Consider the following 16,968-nt stretch of genomic DNA (forward strand, 5'->3'; position numbering starts at 1 on the left):
TTTGCTTACTTTTTTTAGGCGCTTGTAAAAAAAGTGAGTCGCCGTAAGGGCGAAACCGCCAGCCGCCGTTACCGCAGAAATGGATATGTACACCTGAAAGAGCCTGGTCGGCTACCAGGCCGCCATCGCGAGCAGGCTCGCTCCCACAGTTCTGAACAACCTACATCCATAAATTCGTGGACAACAAAAAACCCGTCGAACGCAAACTCAACGGGTTTCTCATTTCAGCAGCAGAAGATCAGAAATCCTCCAACCGCCACACCTCATAAGCCGGCGTCTCGTAGGGATGACTCTGCTTCAGAGCCACCACCACCGCCCGAATCAACTCATCGCTGACCACAAGCTCAACCTTCCATTCCTCAACCTGCTCGACCTGCCCCGCTTCACCAATAAACGGCTGACTGCCATCCAAAGGTCGAAACTGACCCAACCCAAGCACCTGCCAAGCGCAGTGATCATAAGCGCCGATCCGCCCACCCCCGGCAGCGAACACAGCACCCTTGACCACCTCGACATGACTGGCCGGAACAAAAAAGCTGAGCTTATACACGGCTCTTAGTTAACCCAGACGCGCGCATTACGGAACATACGCATCCAAGGTGCGTCTTCGTTCCAGTCTTCCGAACGCCACGAGTTCTGCACGGCGCGGAACACGCGTTCCGGGTGCGGCATCATGATCGTTACGCGACCGTCGCGGCTGGTCAAACCGGTGATCCCGCGCGGCGAACCGTTCGGGTTGGCCGGGTAGTTCTCGGTGACCTTGCCGTGGTTGTCGACGAAACGCATCGCCACGCAACCCGACAGATCGGCTTCCAGCAACGCTTCTTCGCTGGCGAACTCGGCATGACCTTCACCGTGTGCGATCGCGATCGGCATGCGCGAACCGGCCATGCCCTGCAGGAAGATCGAGTTCGACTCCTGAACCTGAACCATCGCCACGCGCGCTTCGAACTGCTCGGAACGGTTACGCACGAAGTGCGGCCAGAACTCGCTGCCCGGGATCAGCTCGTGCAGGTTGGACATCATCTGGCAACCGTTGCATACGCCGAGGGTGAAGCTGTCGGTACGTTCGAAGAAGCCCTGGAACGCGTCGCGAGCACGGCTGTTGAACAGCGCGGACTTGGCCCAGCCTTCGCCAGCACCCAATACGTCGCCGTAGGAGAAACCACCGCAAGCGACCAGACCTTTGAACTCGTTCAGGTCGACACGACCGGCCAGAATGTCGCTCATGTGCACGTCGATCGCGTTGAAACCGGCGCGGTCGAACGCAGCCGCCATTTCCACCTGACCGTTGACGCCCTGCTCACGCAGCACGGCAACCTGTGGGCGGATGCCTTTCTTGATGTAAGGCGCGGCGACGTCCTGGTTGACGTCGTAGCTCAGCTTGACGCTCAGGCCCGGGTTGTCTTCTTCCAGCAGCACGTCGAACTCTTGTTCGGCGCAGTCGGCGTTATCACGCAGGCGCTGGATCTGGTAGCTGGTTTCAGCCCATGTACGTTGCAGCAGACGACGCTGGCCTTCGAAGACGGTTTCGCCATTGAAGGTGATGTTGATCTGGCCGTTGTTCATCGGCTGACCGACCACCGAAACGCAGTCACCCAGACCGGCCGCGCTGAACTGCGCGAGGATATCCGGCGTAGCGTCCTGGCGAACCTGGATCACGGCGCCCAATTCTTCGTTGAACAGGATCGCGGCGATGTCGGCGGAGGTTTCTGCCAGACCGTCGAGGTTCAGGCTCAGACCGCAGTGACCGGCGAAAGCCATTTCCACCACGCTGGTCAGCAGACCACCGTCGGAACGGTCGTGGTAAGCCAGCAGGTGACCGTCGGCGTTGAGGCCCTGGATCACGGCGAAGAAGGCTTTGAGGTCTTCGGCATCATCGACGTCCGGAGCTTGCGAACCGAGCTTGCCGTGAACCTGGGCCAGGATCGAGGCACCCATGCGGTTCTGGCCACGGCCCAGGTCGATCAGGATCAGGTCGGTGGTGCCCTTGTTCATGCGCAGTTCCGGGGTCAGGGTCTGACGGATGTCAGCCACTGGCGCGAAACCGGTCACGATCAGGGACATTGGCGAGGTGACGGTCTTGTCTTCGCCGTTGTCGTTCCAGCGCGTGGCCATGGACATCGAGTCCTTGCCCACCGGAATGGTGATGCCCAGCTCAGGGCACAGTTCCATGCCGACCGCTTTCACGGTGTCGTACAGACGCGCGTCTTCACCCGGGTGACCGGCGGCGGACATCCAGTTCGCCGACAGTTTGATGTCGGAGATCTTGTTGATGCGCGAAGCGGCGATGTTGGTCAGGGTTTCGCCGATGGCCATGCGGCCCGACGCCGGAGCGTCCAGCAGTGCCAGCGGAGTGCGCTCGCCCATGGCCATGGCTTCACCGGTGTAGACATCGAAGCTGGTGGCGGTGACGGCAACGTCGGCCACCGGAACCTGCCACGGGCCAACCATTTGGTCACGGGCCACGAGGCCGGTGATGGTGCGGTCGCCGATGGTGATCAGGAAGCTTTTGCTCGCGACGGCCGGGTGATGCAGAACGCGTTCGACGCAATCTGCAATTTCCAGCGTCGAAGGATCGAAATCGTCGCCCAGTTCGTTTTCACGAACGGCCGAACGGTGCATGCGCGGGGCTTTGCCCAGCAGCACTTCCAGCGGCATGTCGACCGGGCTGTTGCCGAAGTGGCTGTCGGTGACCGTCAGTTGCGGCTCGGCTGTGGCTTCGCCGACGACGGCAAACGGGCAACGCTCACGTTCGCAGATCGCCTGGAAGCGTTCGAAGTCCGCAGGGCCGACCGCCAGAACGTAGCGTTCCTGGGACTCGTTACTCCAGATTTCGTGCGGGGCCATGCCCGGCTCGTCGTTTGGAATGTTGCGCAGTTCGAAGCGACCGCCACGGTTGCCATCGTTGACCAGTTCCGGGAAGGCGTTGGACAGACCGCCCGCGCCAACGTCGTGGATGAAGCTGATCGGGTTTTTGTCGCCCAACTGCCAGCAACGGTCGATGACTTCCTGGCAGCGACGTTCCATCTCAGGGTTTTCGCGCTGTACGGAGGCGAAGTCCAGGTCGGCCGAGCTGGTGCCGGTGGCCATGGAAGAAGCAGCGCCGCCGCCCAGGCCGATGAGCATTGCCGGACCGCCGAGCACGATCAGCTTGGAGCCAACGGTGATCTCGCCTTTCTGCACGTGTTCGGCACGGATGTTACCCATACCGCCGGCCAGCATGATCGGCTTGTGGTAGCCGCGAACTTCGTCGCCACGCGGGGTGGTGATCGACTGCTCGAAGGTACGGAAATAACCGGTCAGGGCCGGGCGACCGAATTCGTTGTTGAACGCGGCGCCGCCCAGTGGGCCTTCGATCATGATATCCAGCGCGGTAACGATGCGCTCAGGCTTGCCGTACGGCACTTCCCACGGCTGTTCGAAGCCCGGGATCTGCAAGTTCGATACGGTGAAACCGGTCAGGCCAGCCTTTGGCTTGGCGCCGCGACCGGTAGCGCCTTCGTCGCGAATCTCGCCGCCGCTACCGGTGGACGCGCCCGGGAACGGGGCAATCGCGGTCGGGTGGTTGTGAGTTTCGACCTTCATCAGGATGTGCACCGGCTCCTGCACCGCGCCGTACTGGCGGGTTTCAGGGTCCGGGAAGAAACGGCCGGCGACGTTACCGACGATCACCGAAGCGTTGTCCTTATAAGCCGACAAAACGCCTTCGCTGTGCATCACGTAGGTGTTCTTGATCATGCCGAACAGGCTTTTTTCCTGGCTCTGACCGTCGATGTCCCAACTGGCGTTGAAGATCTTGTGACGGCAGTGCTCGGAGTTCGCCTGGGCGAACATCATCAGTTCGATGTCGTGGGGGTTGCGCTTCAAGCCGATGAAGGCGTTGACCAGGTAGTCGATCTCGTCTTCGGCCAAGGCCAGGCCCAGCTCGGTGTTGGCTTTTTCCAGCGCGGCGCGGCCGCCACCCAGCACGTCGATCGCGGTCAGCGGCTTCGGCTCGGCGTGGCTGAACAGGCCAGCGGCCTGTTCGAGGTTCGCGAGGACGATCTGGGTCATGCGATCGTGCAGGGCGTCCGAGATCAGCTGCGCGTCGGCGTCGCTGAACTGGCCGGCGACGTAGAACGCAATGCCGCGCTCCAGGCGCAGGATCTTGCTCAGGCCGCAGTTGCGAGCGATATCGCTGGCCTTGCTGGACCACGGCGAGATGGTGCCGAAACGTGGCAACACCAGGAACAGACGACCGGTCGGCTCTTGTACCGGAACACTTGGGCCGTACTTCAGAAGGCGCGCGAGCACCTGCTGTTCGTCGCCGGTCAGGACGCCGGTAACTTCGGCGAAGTGAGCGAATTCAGCATACAAGCCGCTGACAGCCGGGACCTTCTGGCTCAGTTGCTCAAGGAGTTTGCTGTGGCGAAAGGCAGAAAGGGCAGGAGCGCCGCGCAGGATCAACATCTTCGGGACAGCCTCGGGAAGGGGTGTGCTTTGAGGCCGTGCATTCTAGCCTAAACCGCCCGCGACATCACCCGAAACGGTGCGCGCGGCCGTACCCGAACGTCGGGCCGGATATTTGGGCCTTCATCAACGGTACGCCGAGGGTTATTTTTTATGTCACAAATTACCGTCCGGGCCCATTCCTGCGGGCTCCACGCGGGTTTGGCGCTCTCTACCAGACAAGCCCTTCGCTGTCGAGATATGGCGCTCGTGGTCCTTTGCGTATACTGCGCAGATGTTTTCCCCAACGGCTTTGCGTCCGCGGTACGCCAAATGGCTGATCGCAACCGGACTCTTCCTGATGCTCAGTGGCTGTGTTGATAAACCCAACACACTGGAGCGCATAAAGGAGGATGGTGTGCTGCGGGTGGTTACCCGAAACAGCCCCGCCACCTACTTTCAGGATCGCAACGGTGAAACCGGCTTCGAATACGAGCTGGTGAAGCGCTTCGCCGACGATCTGGGGGTGGAGCTCAAGATCGAGACCGCCGACAACCTTGATGACCTGTACAGCCAGGTGGGCAAGCCCAACGGGCCGGTGATCGCTGCGGCCGGCCTGGTCAGCAGCGATGCGCGCAAGCAGCAAGTGCGGTTTTCCCACTCCTATCTGGAGGTCACCCCGCAGATCATCTATCGCAACGGCCAGTCGCGGCCGACCGATGCAAAGGATCTGGTCGGAAAGAAGATCATGGTGCTCAAGGGCAGCACCCACGCCGGGCAACTGGCGGAGCTGAAACAGAAGTTTCCCGGCATTGAATACGAAGAGTCCGACGCGGTTGAAGTCGTTGACCTGCTGCGCATGGTCGATGAAGGCCAGATTGATCTGACCCTGGTCGACTCCAACGAAGTGGCGATGAACCAGGTCTACTTCACCAACATTCGGGTCGCCTTCGACCTCGGTGACGCCAGCGATCAGAGCTGGGCCGTGGCCGCCGGCGACGACAACAGCCTGCTCAACGAGATCAATGCCTACCTCGACAAGGTCAAGAAAAACGGCACGCTGCAACGCCTGAAAGACCGTTACTACGGGCACGTCGATGTCCTTGGCTACATGGGCGCCTACACCTTCGCCCAGCACTTGCAGCAACGGCTGCCCAAGTATGAACAGCACTTCAAGACCTACGCCAAGAAAGAGAAAGTCGACTGGCGCCTGCTGGCGGCCATCGGTTATCAGGAGTCCTTATGGCAAGCGGCGGTCACGTCCAAGACCGGCGTTCGCGGGCTGATGATGCTGACCCAGAACACGGCGCAGGCCATGGGCGTGTCCAACCGGCTCGACCCCAAGCAAAGCATCATGGGCGGCGCGAAATACCTGGCCTACATGAAAGAACAGCTGGATGAGTCGATCCAGGAGCCGGATCGCACATGGTTTGCACTGGCGGCCTACAACGTCGGTAGCGGTCACCTGGATGACGCGCGCAAACTGGCGGCGAAAGAAGGCCTGAACCCTGATAAGTGGCTGGACGTGAAAAAGATCCTGCCGCGGCTGTCAGAGAAGAAGTGGTACAGCAAGACGCGTTATGGCTACGCCCGGGGCGGCGAGCCGGTGCATTTCGTGGCGAACATCCGTCGTTACTACGACATCCTGACGTGGGTCACGCAGCCGCAGCTTGAAGGCAACCAGGTGGCTGAAGGCAACCTGCATGTGCCGGGGGTCGACAAGACCAAGCCGAGCCAGGAAACCCCGCAGCTTTAGTCCGGGCAACCGAAATCAAATGTGGGAGCGAGCCTGCTCGCGATTGCGTCTTAACATTCAACGAAGATGTTGGCTGTCAGACCGCTATCGCGAGCAGGCTCGCTCCCACATTGTTCTTTGTTTGGCTTAGGCTTTTGCGGCGGCCAGAATCAGCGCCTTCATTTCGGACACAGCCGACTTGAAGCCCACGAACAACGCATGCGCCACCAGCGCATGGCCGATGTTCAGTTCGTTGATGCCCTTGATCGCGGCCACGGCTTCAACGTTGTGATAATGCAGGCCGTGGCCGGCATTGACGATCAGGCCTTGGGCCAAACCAAACGCCACGCCATCCGCAACGCGCTTGAGTTCTTCAGCCACTTCAGTCGGCGTCTCGGCGTCAGCATAGCGGCCAGTGTGCAGTTCAATCGCCGGAGCACCCACACGTCGGGACGCATCGATCTGCCGCTCGTCTGCATCAATGAACAGCGACACTTCGCAACCAATCTTCGCCAGGCGATCCACCGCAGCCTTGATTCGCGCTTCCTGCCCCGCCACGTCCAGGCCACCTTCGGTAGTCAGTTCCTGACGGGTTTCCGGAACCAGGCAAATGTGCGCCGGGCGGATGCGTTCGGCGAACACCATCATTTCTTCGGTGACGCCCATTTCGAAGTTCATGCGGGTTTGCAGCACGTCCTTGAGCAACAGCACGTCGCGCTCCTGGATGTGCCGACGGTCTTCGCGCAGGTGCACGGTGATGCCGTCAGCGCCCGCCTCTTCCGCGTCCAGTGCTGCCTTGACCGGATCCGGGTAGCGCGTACCCCGGGCCTGACGCAGGGTGGCAACGTGGTCGATGTTCACGCCAAGAAGAATGCGATTGCTGGTGGTCACGGAAGCGCTCCTGAATTGAAAGATTCGGCGCACAGCATACGGGGAGACTACGGCTTGCGAAACAGTTCGCGGCTGACAAGAGGACGACCGCCAAGGTGAACGGCCAGTGCCTGGCGCATCAGACGTTTGGCAGCGGACAATGCGCCAGGCGCGGTCCAGTCGGCCTCGGCCATGGCCAGCAGTTCGGTGCCGTTGAACAGTCCGGGTTGCAGCAGGTAGACCTGCTCCAGGCCGGCGTCCACTTGCAAACGATAGAGTCCGTCAGGAGCGATGGGCTCACCGTGGATGTCGGTGGTCAGGGCGAAGCCGTAACCGAGATCGTCGAGCAGGCGCCATTCAAAGGATCGCAACAGCGGTTCCAGCGGCCGGCCTTCGGCCAGCGCGAGCAACGTCGCGGCGTAGTGATCGAACACGCCAGGGTGCGGGTCTTCGGCGGGCAACAGGCGGATCAGCAGTTCGTTGAGGTAGAGGCCACTGAACAGGGCCTCACCGATGAGCCATGTAGAAGTACCCGCACTTTCCATGCGCCCGACATTCTTCAACTCGCCACGCCCGCGAAACTCCACTTCCAGCGGCACGAACGGCCGGGCCAGTGTCCCGGCCTTGCCCCGCGCGCTACGCAACACCGCCCGCAGCCGACCTTGCGGCGTGAGGAAGTCCACCAACGCGCTGCTTTCGCGGTAGGCGCGGGAGTGGAGGACGTAGGCGGGTTGGCCGATGGGCGGGGTTTGCGACATGGAAGTCAGGGTTCTCGATAGAGGAACGCGATCTTATAAACAACCTGAAACCAATGTGGGAGCGAGCCTGCTCGCGATTGCGGTCTGCCAGTCAACAGTGATGTTGAATTTCAGGTCCTCATCGCGAGCAGGCTCGCTCCCACAGGGGGTCTTCGGTGTACTTGGATCTGGTGTTACAAGTCGCCGTAACCCAGCGAACGCAAGGCGCGCTCATCGTCGGACCAGCCGCCTTTCACTTTCACCCAGAGGTTGAGCATGATCTTGGAGTCGAACAGCAGCTCCATGTCCTTGCGCGCCTCGGTGCCGATGCGTTTGATCCGCTCGCCCTTGTCGCCAATGATGATTTTCTTCTGGCCGTCGCGCTCGACGAGGATCAAGGCATGGATGTGCAGGGTTTTGCCCTGCTGCTTGAACTCTTCGATTTCCACCGTGATCTGGTACGGCAGCTCGGCGCCCATCTGGCGCATGATTTTTTCGCGCACCAGTTCAGCGGCGAGGAAGCGACTGCTGCGGTCGGTGATCTGGTCTTCCGGGAAGAAGTGATCGTTTTCCGGCAGGTAACCGGCAATCACACGTTCCAGCGCTTCGAGGTTGTGCCCGTGCTGTGCCGAGATCGGCATGATCTGCGCGTTCGGCAGCTGCTCCTGCAACCAGGTCAGGTGCGGCATCAGCTCGGCTTTGTCTTCGATGCGATCGGTCTTGTTCAGCGCCACGATCAGCGGGCCGGTCACGTACTGGACGCGCTCGAGCACCATCTGGTCTTCGTCGGTCCACTTGGTGCGATCTACCACGAAGATCACCACGTCGACGTCTTTCAACGCCGCCGAAGCGGTCTTGTTCATGTAACGGTTCAGGGCCTTTTCGCCGCCCTTGTGCATGCCCGGGGTGTCGACGTAGATCGCCTGCACGTCGCCTTCGGTCTTGATACCCAGCATGTTGTGGCGGGTGGTTTGCGGCTTGCGCGAGGTGATCGCCAGCTTCTGACCCAGGATGTGGTTCAGCAGCGTGGACTTGCCCACGTTGGGACGGCCGACGATGGCAACATAGCCACAGCGAGTTGCAGTTGAATCAGTCATTGCCATTCTCCACACCCAGGGCAATCAGTGCTGCGGCGGCCGCTACCTGTTCGGCAATACGACGACTCACACCCTGACCTCGGCTTTTTTCATTCAGTAAGGTGATTTCACATTCGACGAAGAACGTCCGGCAATGCGGCTCACCCTGGATATCCACCACTTCGTAACGCGGCAGCTCGCAACCACGCGATTGCAGGAACTCCTGCAGGCGGGTCTTTGGATCTTTGTTGGTGTCGACCAGCGTCAGGCCTTCGAACTCACCGGCCAGCCAGGCCAGCACGCGCTCGCGCGCCATGTCCATGCCGGCGTCCAGGTAGATTGCACCGATCAGCGCTTCGAGGGCATCGGCCAGAATCGACTCGCGACGGAAACCGCCGCTTTTCAACTCACCGGAGCCCAGGCGCAGGTATTCGCCCAGATCGAAACCGCGGGCCAGTACGGCCAGCGTCTCACCTTTCACCAGGCGTGCGCGCAAACGCGACAACTGGCCTTCGCGCGCCAGCGGGAAGCGATCGAACAGCGCCTCGCCGGCAACGAAGTTGAGGATGGCATCACCGAGGAATTCCAGGCGTTCGTTGTTGCGCCCGGCAAAGCTGCGGTGAGTCAGGGCCAGGACCATCAGTTCCTGATCCTTGAAGGTGTAGCCGAGCTGACGCTCTAGACGGCTTAAGGAGACGCTCACGGTTTACCCACGCTGAGTTCGTGGCTGGATTCCACCGCCATGGCCGTGGTGCGGCGCAGGCTTGGGACAATTAACGCTGTGTTCAAAAATTACGTCCTGAATATCATTGTTTTCATGCGTCTGGCGCCGATTATCGCAGTTCCAGAAATGCATTCGGCGCTGTGTTCAACAGCGCCGTGTGTGATTACTTGATCAGGCCAACCCGCGAGAAATTCGGCAGGTGACTGAGTTTGGGTTCCGGCCAGCTCATCCAGACTGCGAAGGCCTTGCCGACGATATTCTTGTCGGGAACCATGCCCAGCAGATCCTTGGGAATGCTCGGATCATCCCAGTAACGACTGTCGTTGGAGTTGTCGCGGTTGTCGCCCATCATGAAGTAGTGTCCGGCCGGCACGGTCCACGAATGGTCCGGCGTGGCGCGGTAGCGGCTCATTTCCTTGCGGATCAGGTGCTCGGCAACGCCGAGTTTTTCCTTGTAGAGCTCGGCACTGCCCAGCGTGCCCGGCTCGGAGCCGACCAGTTGTTCGGCAATCGATTCGCCGTTGACGAACAGGCGCTTGTCGGCGGTGTAGCGAATCTGGTCACCCGGCAGGCCCACCACACGCTTGATGTAGTTGACGTTCGGATCGCTCGGGTAGCGGAACACCATTACATCGCCGCGCTGCGGATCACCGACTTCGATGACTTTCTTGTCGAGTACCGGCAAGCGGATCCCGTAAGAAAACTTGCTCACCAGAATGAAGTCGCCGACGTCCAGGGTCGGTTTCATCGAGCCGGAAGGAATCTGGAACGGTTCCACCAGGAACGAACGCAGTACCAGCACGATGAACAACACCGGGAAGAACGACTTGCCGTATTCGACCAGCAGCGGCTCTTTGTTCAGTTTCTCGACGACCACCATGTCAGCCTGGCTGACGCTCCCCTGATAGGAGTTGATGGCAGCCCGGCGCCGAGGCGCCAGGAACAGCAGATCGAGCAACGCCAACAGGCCGCAGACGAACACGGCGATGACCAGCAACAGCGGGAAATTTAGTGACATAGGACCTAACTATCCAACCTGAGCACTGCAAGGAAGGCTTCTTGTGGAATTTCCACGTTGCCGACTTGCTTCATGCGTTTCTTACCGGCCTTCTGCTTTTCCAACAGCTTGCGCTTACGGCTAACGTCACCACCGTAGCATTTGGCCAATACGTTCTTTCTGAGTGCCTTGACGGAGGTCCGCGCAATGATCTGCCCGCCGATGGCGGCCTGGATCGCGACGTCGAACATCTGGCGCGGAATCAGTTCTTTCATCTTCTCGGTCAACTGGCGACCTTTGTAGTGCGCATTGTCCCGGTGCACGATCAACGCCAGGGCGTCGACCTTGTCACCGTTGATCAGCACATCCAGTTTCACCAGACTAGCCGATTGGTAACGGTCGAAATGGTAATCCAGCGAAGCATAGCCGCGGCTGGTGGATTTCAGACGGTCGAAGAAGTCGAGGACCACTTCGTTCATCGGAATATCGTAGGTCACCTGGACCTGGGACCCGAGGAACAGCATGTCGTGCTGCACGCCACGCTTCTCGATGCACAGGGTAATGACGTTGCCCAGGTGCTCTTGCGGCACAAGAATATTGGCCCGCACGATCGGCTCACGCATGTCTTCAATCGAAGACACGTCCGGAAGCTTCGACGGGTTGTCGACGTAAATCGTTTCACCGGTTTTCAGCAACAGCTCGAAAATTACCGTCGGCGCCGTGGTGATCAGGTCCAGGTCGTACTCGCGCTCCAGGCGCTCCTGGATGATTTCCATGTGCAGCATGCCGAGGAACCCGCAACGGAAGCCGAAGCCCAGGGCGTCGGAGCTTTCCGGGGTGTACTGCAGGGACGAGTCGTTGAGCGTGAGCTTTTGCAGGGCTTCACGGAAATCTTCGAAGTCGTCGGAGCTGACCGGGAACAGGCCGGCGTAGACCTGCGGCTGAATGCGTTTGAAACCCGGCAGCACGTCAACGTCTGGCGTGGAGCTCAAGGTCAGGGTGTCACCGACCGGTGCACCGTGAATGTCCTTGATGCCGGCAATGATAAAGCCCACTTCGCCGGCCTTCAGGTCAACGGTTGCGGTGTGTTTCGGGTTGAAGACACCGACGCTGTCCACCAGGTGGATCTTGCCGGTGGACTTGACCAGGATCTTGTCGCCCTTCTTCACACGACCGTGACGCACGCGCACCAGGGATACGACGCCCAGGTAGTTGTCGAACCAGGAATCGATGATCAACGCTTGCAGCGGATCTTCGTAGTTGCCGGTCGGCGCAGGAATGGTGTGAACCAGACGTTCGAGAACTTCGTCGACACCCAGACCGGTCTTGGCCGAACACTCGACCGCATCGGTGGCATCGATACCGATGATTTTTTCGATTTCTTCTTTGACGCGGTCCGGATCGGCCTGTGGCAGGTCGATCTTGTTCAGGACCGGCATGACTTCCAGGCCCTGCTCGATTGCCGTGTAGCAGTTGGCAACCGACTGCGCTTCAACGCCCTGACCGGCATCAACCACCAGCAATGCACCTTCACAGGCCGCCAGCGACCGGCTGACTTCGTAGGTGAAGTCAACGTGGCCCGGGGTGTCAATGAAGTTCAGCTGGTACTTGATGCCATCGCGAGCGGTGTAATACAGAGTGACGCTGTGGGCCTTGATGGTGATCCCGCGTTCACGTTCCAGGTCCATGGAGTCCAGCACCTGGGCTTCCATTTCGCGCTCGGCAAGGCCGCCGCACATCTGGATGAAGCGATCGGCCAGCGTCGACTTGCCATGGTCAATGTGGGCGATGATGGAGAAATTGCGGATATGACTCAAATCACTCACGGATCAACACTCAAAAAGGCTGCAGGCATAGCCCGCCGAAAAATAGCCGGGAATTGTACCTGATCCACGGCGCAAGCGTCACGTTCACAGGTCAGACGGCTCCTACAATCAGCCGGCTCGGCGCAACAGCCAGACTCCGGCCAGGGCACAGATACCCGCCGGAACCAGCACCGCAAACAGCGGCGAGAAACCGAACACCAGGCTCGAAGGCCCCAGCAAATCCTGGACGATGCGGAAAGTGAAGCCGACCAGCACGCCCGTGAACACCCGCTGACCGAGGGTCACCGAGCGCAAAGGGCCGAAGATGAAGGAAATCGCCATCAATACCAGCGCCGCCGTCACCAGTGGCTGCAACACCTTGACCCAAAACGCCAGCCAGTAACGGCCGTTGCTCAGGCCCTGGTCAGCCAGGTAGTGGATGTAACCCCACAGGCCACTGATCGACAGGGTGTCTGGCGACATCACCACCGTGCTCAGCAATTGCGGACTCAAGGCGACATCCCAACGCTCGACGGGGGCGGTGACCACTTCGGTGCTCTTTTCATGGAACAGCGTGGTGGTGACATCGCTCAACTGCCAGTGATCCTGATCGAACTTCGCCCGCTTGGCGAAGCTGGACGACAGCATGTGACGCTCATTGTCGAAGCGATAACGGGTGACGCCGTACAGCAGGCCGTTCGGTTGCACAGAGTTGACGTGAATGAACTCGTCACCCTGGCGATGCCACAAACCATGCTTGGCGCTCTGCGCATCGCCGCCACCCTGAGCCAGGGAACGGTTGGCCTGAGCGGTGACTTCGGTGGCCGGCGCGACGTATTCGCCGATCAGCACGCCCACGACCATCAGCACCAGCATCGGCTTCATGACCGCCCAGACGATCCGCCCGACCGACACGCCGGCGGCGCGCATGATGGTCAGCTCGCTGTGGCTGGCCAGACTGCCCAGACCGATCAGGCAGCCGATAAGGGCTGCCATTGGCAACATGTCGTACAAGCGACGTGGCGCGGTCAGCAAGACGTAGCTCAAAACGTCCGTCAAGGTGTAGGTATCGCTGACCTCACTCATCTCGTCGATGAAGGCAAACAACGTCGCCAGGCCAAGAATAATCCCCAGTACCGCCAGGATTGCTATGAATACGCTGCTACCGATGTAGCGATCCAGCTTAACCACGAGCCACCTCCAGCGCGCTACGGCGACTCGCCATCTTCAAGCGCAGCGGCTCCCAATAGAGCAAGCCCAGGCCAATGGCCAGGAAGATCGCGTGTACCCACCACAACCCCAGCGCCGGCGGGATCTTGCCCTTCTCGAGGGCGCCGCGTGCGGCAATCAGGATGCTCAGGTAAGCCATATAAAGAAGAATCGCCGGCAGTAGCTTGAGGAAACGCCCCTGACGTGGATTGACCCGCGACAGCGGCACCGCCATCAGGGTCACGATGAAGACGAGCAACGGCAGGGACAGACGCCATTGCAGCTCGGTGCGCGAGCGAATGTCATCGCTGCCGATCAGGGAACTGGTGGTCATTGCATCGCGGTCGGTCACCTCATCGCTGACGTCCGGCTTGGGCAGCAACACGCCGTACTCTTCGTACTTGATCGCACGGTAGTCGGCCTGCCCCGGATTACCGTCGTAGCGATAGCCGTTGTCGAGGATCAGGTAGCGGTTGCCGTCAGGGCGGATTTCCTGACGGCCCTTCTCGGCCACCAGCACGGAAATCCCGCGATCCTTCTTGTCGGAGTTGATGTTTTTTTGCGAAATGAACACACCGCCCAGATTGATGCGGTCATCCGACAGCTGCTCGGTGTAGGTCACCCGGGTTCCATCGCGCAAGGCCTGGAAGCGGCCCGGCTCCAGAGTATCGAACTCGGTCAGCGCATCCTGCTTGTTCAGCAGCAGCTGGAACTGATTGGCACCTTGTGGCGCCAGGCTCAGGCTTAGCCAGGCCACGACCAGCGCCACCAGCGTGGCCGAAAACAGCGTCAAGGTGAACAGACGCTGCTGGCTCATGCCGGTAGCCGACAACACGGTCATTTCGCTTTCGAGGTACAGGCGACCGTAGGCCAGCAGAATCCCGAGAAACAGACCCAGCGGCAGGATCAGCTGCAGAAAACCCGGCAGGCGAAAGCCCATGATCAGGAACAGGGAGCCCGGATCCAGCAGGCCCGCAGCCGCCTGGGCAAGGTATTTGATGAAGCGCCCGCTCATGATGATGACCAGCAGCACGGCGCTGACGGCGCTCAAGGTCAACAGGACTTCGCGGGACAGATAACGGAAGACAATCAAACCAGACACTCCAGGGTTGTCAGGCTAAGGCGGCCAAACAAGCAAACGTATCAGACAGCCTGCAGGGCAGGGCCGCCGAAAAAGTTGGCGCATTATCCTGTGATTGGGTGCGCCTGTCACTGCGCATGCTCAAGCAGGCGGGTAATGCGTTGAAGATCGTACAACCGAGGGTTGTCAGGCGCAGGGAGCGAGGTTCAAACTGCGGCCTTTGTCGCGGGCCGTGACCTGCGTCTTTCTATTTATAAGCAAGCGTCTGTGCGCCGCCGTTTTTGCCCGCGCACGTTGACCATTCATTCAGGGACCCGGACATGGAACTGGTTGTAAAAAGCGTTAGCCCAGAAACGTTGAAGACCGCCACTCTGGTGGTCGCCGTCGGCGAAGGCCGCAAGCTCGGCGCCGTGGCCAGACAACTCGACGAACTGAGCGGCGGCGCCATCAGCGCTGTACTCAAGCGCGGCGACCTGGCCGGCAAGGTCGGCCAGAGCCTGTTGCTGCACAGCGTGCCGAACCTCAAGGCAGAGCGCGTTCTGCTGGTCGGCGTGGGCAAGGACGAAGAATTGGGCGACCGCCCGTTCCGTAAAATCATCGCTGGCGTCCTCAATACCCTTAAAGGCCTGGGCGGCAACGAGGCAGTGCTGGCGCTGGACGAAGTCGTGGTCAAAGGCCGCGACAGCTACGGCAAGACCCGCCTGCTGGCCGAAACCCTGGTAGACGGCGAATACACCTTCGACCAGTTCAAGAGCCAGAAGGCCGAACCGCGCTCCCTGAAGAAAATCACCCTGGTGACCATCAAGGCTGCACAGGCCGAAGTCGAGCGCGCCGTGGCCCACGCCACCGCGATTGCCAACGGCATGGCGTTCACCCGCAACCTGGGCAACCTGCCACCGAACATCTGTCACCCGACCTTCCTCGGCGAACAAGCCAAGGGCCTGGGCAAAGAGTTCAAGAGCCTGAAAGTCGAAGTCCTCGATGAGAAGAAGATCAAGGACCTGGGCATGGGCTCGTTCTACGCCGTGGGCCAGGGCAGCGCCCAGCCACCGCGCCTGATCGTCATGCAATACAACGGCGGCAAGAAATCCGAGAAGCCGTACGCACTGGTCGGCAAAGGCATCACCTTCGACACCGGCGGCATCAGCCTGAAACCGGGCGCCGGCATGGATGAAATGAAGTACGACATGGGCGGCGCTGCCAGCGTGTTCGGCACCCTGCGTGCCGTGCTCGAACTGAAACTGCCGATCAACCTGGTGTGCATCCTGGCCTGCGCCGAGAACATGCCGAGCGGCAACGCTTCGCGCCCTGGCGACATCGTCACCACCATGAGCGGCCAGACCGTGGAAATCCTCAATACCGACGCCGAAGGCCGTCTGGTGCTGTGCGACGCCCTGACCTACTCCGAGCGCTTCAAGCCGCAAGCCGTGATCGACATCGCCACCCTGACCGGCGCTTGCGTCGTTGCACTGGGCGCGCACACTTCCGGCCTGCTGGGCAACAACGACGAGCTGATCGGTCAACTGCTGAGCGCCGGCAAGGCTGCCGACGACCGCGCCTGGCAACTGCCGCTGTTCGATGAGTACCAAGAGCAGCTGGACAGCCCGTTCGCCGACATCGCCAACATTGGCGGCCCGAAAGCCGGCACCATCACCGCTGCCTGCTTCCTGTCGCGCTTCACCAAGAACCTGAACTGGGCGCACCTGGACATCGCCGGCACCGCATGGACCAGCGGCGGCAAGGACAAGGGCGCCACTGGCCGTCCGGTTCCGTTGCTGACCCAATACCTGCTGGACCGCGCCAAAGCCTGAAACCGATGACCTCGGACGGCGTCACTTTCAGGTGACGCCGTTCGTGGCTCAGGAACCGCAATGACCAAAGTCGACTTCTATATCCTGCCCAGCGCCGATCCGTCGGCACGGCTGGATTTCGCCTGCAAACTCACCGAAAAAGCCTGGCGCATGGGCCACCGCATTTACCTGCATTGCAGCGATGCCGCCCAACGCGAGGATCTCGATGCACGCTTGTGGGCCTTCAAGGGTGAAAGCTTCGTGCCTCATGGCCCGGCCGAAAGCGAACCTGAGGGTTTGATTGTGCTGGGACTGGGTGATGACTGCGGTCCGCATCAGGACTTGCTGGTCAATCTCGACCTGAAAGTGCCTGCATTCGCCAAACAGTTCGCCCGCGTGGCGGAAGTGGTGGTGGAAGACCCGACGATTCGCGCGGCCGCGCGGGAGAGTTTCCGTTTCTACCGCGAACAGGGCTATCCTCTGCAAGACCACCGTTTACAGCGACTCTGAGCA

The 16,968-nt window shown here is 60.5% G+C and carries 13 protein-coding genes; 3 read left to right on the forward strand and 10 right to left on the reverse strand.

The genetic code is table 11. The features are described from left to right. Window positions 1-238 precede the first annotated feature (238 nt). Together ACRC4F_RS28515 and purL are read right to left on the reverse strand one after the other, a co-directional pair. Window positions 239-550 (reverse strand): NGG1p interacting factor NIF3, encoded by a 312-nt coding sequence (locus ACRC4F_RS28515; RefSeq protein WP_438662340.1) that lies wholly within the window; start codon window positions 548-550, stop codon window positions 239-241. Between the two features lie 5 nt (window positions 551-555). After that, on the reverse strand, window positions 556-4,452 hold the full coding sequence (gene purL, locus ACRC4F_RS28520) for a phosphoribosylformylglycinamidine synthase (RefSeq protein WP_438662341.1): 3,897 nt from the start codon (window positions 4,450-4,452) through the stop codon (window positions 556-558). Between the two features lie 274 nt (window positions 4,453-4,726). Between purL and mltF the strand changes: the two genes are divergently transcribed. After that, window positions 4,727-6,187 carry a membrane-bound lytic murein transglycosylase MltF gene (gene mltF / locus ACRC4F_RS28525; RefSeq protein ID WP_438662342.1) on the forward strand — a complete coding sequence of 487 codons (1,461 nt, stop codon included), beginning with the start codon at window positions 4,727-4,729 and terminating at the stop codon, window positions 6,185-6,187. A gap of 126 nt (window positions 6,188-6,313) precedes the next feature. Here mltF and pdxJ read toward each other — a convergent pair whose 3' ends face one another. The 8 genes from pdxJ to lptF all read right to left on the reverse strand — a co-directional run bounded on the left by pdxJ (window position 6,314) and on the right by lptF (window position 14,677). Continuing rightward, on the reverse strand, window positions 6,314-7,057 hold the full coding sequence (gene pdxJ, locus ACRC4F_RS28530; protein ID WP_438662343.1) for a pyridoxine 5'-phosphate synthase: 744 nt from the start codon (window positions 7,055-7,057) through the stop codon (window positions 6,314-6,316). 47 nt (window positions 7,058-7,104) lie between these two features. Further along, entirely contained in the window at window positions 7,105-7,794 is a 690-nt protein-coding gene (gene recO / locus ACRC4F_RS28535) for a DNA repair protein RecO (protein WP_438662344.1), read from the reverse strand. A gap of 173 nt (window positions 7,795-7,967) precedes the next feature. After that, a complete protein-coding gene (gene era, locus ACRC4F_RS28540) occupies window positions 7,968-8,870 on the reverse strand; it encodes a GTPase Era (RefSeq protein WP_438662345.1) in 903 nt (300 codons plus the stop codon). Beyond that, entirely contained in the window at window positions 8,863-9,552 is a 690-nt protein-coding gene (rnc, locus tag ACRC4F_RS28545; protein ID WP_010463056.1) for a ribonuclease III, read from the reverse strand. The genes era and rnc overlap by 8 nt, the downstream gene beginning before the upstream one ends. A gap of 184 nt (window positions 9,553-9,736) precedes the next feature. Continuing rightward, window positions 9,737-10,591, reverse strand: a complete 855-nt coding sequence (gene lepB / locus ACRC4F_RS28550) for a signal peptidase I (protein WP_438662346.1) — start codon at window positions 10,589-10,591, stop codon at window positions 9,737-9,739. Between the two features lie 5 nt (window positions 10,592-10,596). Further along, window positions 10,597-12,396, reverse strand: a complete 1,800-nt coding sequence (gene lepA, locus ACRC4F_RS28555; protein ID WP_090188076.1) for a translation elongation factor 4 — start codon at window positions 12,394-12,396, stop codon at window positions 10,597-10,599. A gap of 108 nt (window positions 12,397-12,504) precedes the next feature. Further along, window positions 12,505-13,566 carry an LPS export ABC transporter permease LptG gene (gene lptG / locus ACRC4F_RS28560; RefSeq protein WP_438662347.1) on the reverse strand — a complete coding sequence of 354 codons (1,062 nt, stop codon included), beginning with the start codon at window positions 13,564-13,566 and terminating at the stop codon, window positions 12,505-12,507. After that, window positions 13,559-14,677, reverse strand: a complete 1,119-nt coding sequence (gene lptF, locus ACRC4F_RS28565) for an LPS export ABC transporter permease LptF (protein ID WP_438662348.1) — start codon at window positions 14,675-14,677, stop codon at window positions 13,559-13,561. The genes lptG and lptF overlap by 8 nt, the downstream gene beginning before the upstream one ends. Before the next feature lie 308 nt (window positions 14,678-14,985). Between lptF and ACRC4F_RS28570 the strand changes: the two genes are divergently transcribed. Beyond that, complete coding sequence (locus tag ACRC4F_RS28570; RefSeq protein WP_438662349.1) at window positions 14,986-16,476, forward strand: leucyl aminopeptidase; 1,491 nt, start codon at window positions 14,986-14,988, stop codon at window positions 16,474-16,476. A 60-nt stretch (window positions 16,477-16,536) separates the two neighbouring features. After that, a complete protein-coding gene (locus tag ACRC4F_RS28575; protein WP_438662350.1) occupies window positions 16,537-16,965 on the forward strand; it encodes a DNA polymerase III subunit chi in 429 nt (142 codons plus the stop codon). Window positions 16,966-16,968 lie beyond the last annotated feature (3 nt).

Origin of the sequence: Pseudomonas sp. (assembly GCF_051660785.1) — a bacterium.
Taxonomy (GTDB): domain Bacteria; phylum Pseudomonadota; class Gammaproteobacteria; order Pseudomonadales; family Pseudomonadaceae; genus Aquipseudomonas.

Bases quoted from the DNA above. Each gene is read 5' to 3' on its own strand.
- purL (WP_438662341.1), bottom strand. From the start codon at position 4,452: ATGTTGATCCTGCGCGGCGCTCCTGCCCTTTCTGCCTTTCGCCACAGC.
- mltF (WP_438662342.1), top strand. From the start codon at position 4,727: ATGTTTTCCCCAACGGCTTTGCGTCCGCGGTACGCCAAATGGCTGATC.
- recO (WP_438662344.1), bottom strand. From the start codon at position 7,794: ATGTCGCAAACCCCGCCCATCGGCCAACCCGCCTACGTCCTCCACTCC.
- era (WP_438662345.1), bottom strand. From the start codon at position 8,870: ATGACTGATTCAACTGCAACTCGCTGTGGCTATGTTGCCATCGTCGGC.
- lepB (WP_438662346.1), bottom strand. From the start codon at position 10,591: ATGTCACTAAATTTCCCGCTGTTGCTGGTCATCGCCGTGTTCGTCTGC.
- ACRC4F_RS28570 (WP_438662349.1), top strand. From the start codon at position 14,986: ATGGAACTGGTTGTAAAAAGCGTTAGCCCAGAAACGTTGAAGACCGCC.
- ACRC4F_RS28575 (WP_438662350.1), top strand. From the start codon at position 16,537: ATGACCAAAGTCGACTTCTATATCCTGCCCAGCGCCGATCCGTCGGCA.